The sequence below is a fragment of the Gammaproteobacteria bacterium genome, from assembly GCA_022340215.1.
GTDB lineage: Bacteria > Pseudomonadota > Gammaproteobacteria > JAJDOJ01 > JAJDOJ01 > JAJDOJ01.
Genome location: JAJDOJ010000208.1, coordinates 1 through 3034 on the forward strand (window position 1 = coordinate 1; position 3034 = coordinate 3034).

Here is a 3034-nt window from a genome sequence, read left to right on the forward strand (position 1 = left end):
ACCGAACCCGTTGCACGGAAAGCAGCCGACCACCGAGGTGTCACCGATCTCGGACTCGCTGTAGTTCGCCCGATTCCCGTCGGGTGCATCGCCCCACGAGAAGACGGTATGCCGCAGGCCGCCCCGCGCCGCCTTCTCCCACTCCAGTTCACTGGGTAAGGCAACACGCCATCCATGCTCGCGCACGAGGCGGGCCATCTCGATGTCATCGGGCAGCTGTGGGTCGCAGAGGACTCCGTTCAACCAATCGCAATAGGCCAGGGCCTCGTGCCAGCTCACATAGCGCACAGGTCGGCTGTCCGGATCACGCAATGCATCGGTGTCGACGACCGAGAAACCCGTCGTCTCGACGAATGTCCTGAACTGCGCCACGGTGACCGGATAGCGGGCGATGTAGAACTCCCGCGTCGGGGTGACAATGTCGTTGATCTCGTCATCGGGCACATCGGTTCCGATGATGTCTGTAACCCGCTTCACATCCGATTTCCGGGTGCCGATCCTGAAATCGGTGTCGGCGGGAATGCGTACGAAACCGAGGCTGTCGTCGGCCGGCAGGTAGCAGCGCAGGGGGTCGAAGCGGGGGTCACCGAGCGCCACCAGGACGTCACCGGCCTGAGCGCGTTGAGCGGCCGTTAACCCACCTTCGTCCGGATGCCTAGACAGGGAAGTGGCTAACCAGTCGGCCACTCTCGCAGCAATCGCCTGCGTGCGCTCCCGCTTCTTGATGGCGCCCACACCAATCTCGATTAACTGCATCCCCGCCAGTAGCGCGCAGGTCCAATCGCCGGCGTCAGGTTGCCGGTCCGCACGAGCGTCCGTGATGGACCTACTGTTGACCAGTTCATCAGCCGCGCTGGCACCACGTTCGGCCTTGGCCATCCGGGCCGCCAGGGGCAGTACCACCTGCCATTGGCCCGGCGCCGTTCTCGCCAGCCGGGCGCACTCGGCTGGGAAATCGTCCTGCGCGGCGAGATAGCTCGCGGCAAGAAACTCCTGAAAGGTGCGATGCGGAAATGTGAACTGCCGCTCGCCCGCTCTCTCGCCCTGGCCGATCAACAGGCCAGCGCGCTTTTCGATATAGTCGACGACCACCGCGGCCTTGTCCCGACTATCGTTCAACAAAGGCCGAAAGGCGCGCACTAATCGGTCCTCACCGATGTCGGCCGTGCCATCGACTTGCGTCTCGGCCACGCGAGTCTGAGCCAAATCCGCGCCTTCACCCTGTTCGACATTCTCCTCATGCACCTTGAATGCCAATTCTTCCAGCACTTCGCGCAGATCCGAGAGTTTTAGTGTCGGAATCTCCAATTCGTCGAGCAACGCCTTGTCTGCGCCAATCTGGCGGTTCCAGCGCAGCATCAGCAGGTCCACCGATTCGTTGTAGAGATCGGCCCGGTCTTCCGGCAGGCGGCCCCGATTCGCGTGTAGCGTCGCCGTCAGCGTCAGCAGCAGCGGGTTTCGGGTCAGCGGCAGCAGGTCGTATCGGTGGCGGGCCTCTAGGAGATCAACCGTTTTGCTTTCCGCTTCCTGCGGTGAAAGCCATTTACGGTTTTCGAGGGCCGAATACCAGGCGCGTATGAACTGCTCGATCTGCTCGTCATCGAGGTCGGCCAACGAATACACGCCCTGTGAGGGGTTCGGACCATCAGGCCAGGCATAGGGCCTCGCGGTCAGCAGGAAGCGACACTTCGGCCCTGCGGTGCGCATGACCTCCTGGACTGCGTCGAGCACTCGCTTGCGGGTGGTGCTGTGGCCGCATTCGTCCAGGCCATCCAGCAGCATCAGCGCACCGTGACTGCGCACGATGCGTTGGACATATTTTATCGCCTCGTCAGACAACCCATAGCCGCTGGCACTCAGGTCCCGCCTGATGAATGTCCATAGGTCGCCAGCCCGTACCGGCGCGTCGCCGGGTGGAAGCTGTTCGGCAAAGCGGCGCAGGATGACGCGGATAGGCAGTGGTGCGTCATGCTCCCAGCTCTCGCCCAGTCTTGCCAGTTCTTCATGATGGCCCTGCCAGCCCTGGGCCAGCGTCAACAGGATGTTCGTGCCGAAGGTGCTCTTGCCGCTACCGGGTTTGCCAAGCAGGGTGAGTTGCTTATGCGCGGCCAGCGCCTCAAGCGCGCCGACACGCCGAGTTTCTTGCTGCCTGTCCAGGGCACGGTGCTCGGTGCCTCGACGACTCGATAGCCACTCTTCCAGGGTCATATCCTCCGGTATGTGCAGGTGGATATCGAGCGGTACGTAAACATCGGCGAGTTGTAGGGGCTCCCGACTCGTCTCCTTGGCGGCCACATCAATCTCACCCAGCTTGAGGCCGGTGAGATCGTTGGCAAGCGCATACAGGTAGTGCGCGATGACCGACTTGGCCTCATCGGGGTCCTCGTTACTGTGGACTACCTGAGTGACGGTCTGGATGAAATCGCGCCCGATAAAGTGGCCACCGACCTCGACAGAACCCTGCACCACCGCGCCACCCTGCGTCGTATTCGTCTGTGTCCCGGTGCTGATGTTGCCGGTATTCTTGCCGCCGACAGAGACACCACGAGCGCCGACCGCTGTTCCAGCGCCCTGCGCGATGGCGCCGTTGCCGACAAGAGTCGCGGTGTAGGTGGTGTTGCCGAGTGAGGCGTTCTCATCCTCGTTCGGCCTGAATTCGATAAACCCGCTTTCGACCAGCTTGTCGAGCTGCCTACTGAAATGAAGCTTGAGCTGGTCGATATTCGTATAGCGGGTGTAGAAATGTCCCAGGGCATCCAGCTTCTCCTGGAAGGCCCGCAGGCTTATCGAATCGATGTTGCCAGTGCTACGGTTGCTGTTCTCCGCATCCTTGAAATAGGTGAAGATAAAAGGCCTGTTGGTCGCCTGGAACTGGCCGAATGCGGTTTCGAATTCCTCTTCGGTGTACTTTCCTACCTTGCTGAAAAACAGCATGACGAAGACATCGCACTCGCGTATGGCCTTGTTGTACTCGTCCTGGAGTCGTGTCCGGGAAACGACATCGAGAAAGTCTTCCCACAAGATGAGTCTGAGA

The 3034-nt window shown here is 61.1% G+C and carries 1 protein-coding gene; it reads right to left on the reverse strand.

What is annotated here, in order from left to right; translation table 11 throughout:
* A partial coding sequence (locus LJE91_14575) for an SUMF1/EgtB/PvdO family nonheme iron enzyme (protein ID MCG6869905.1) occupies positions 1-3034 on the reverse strand: 3034 nt, incomplete at both ends.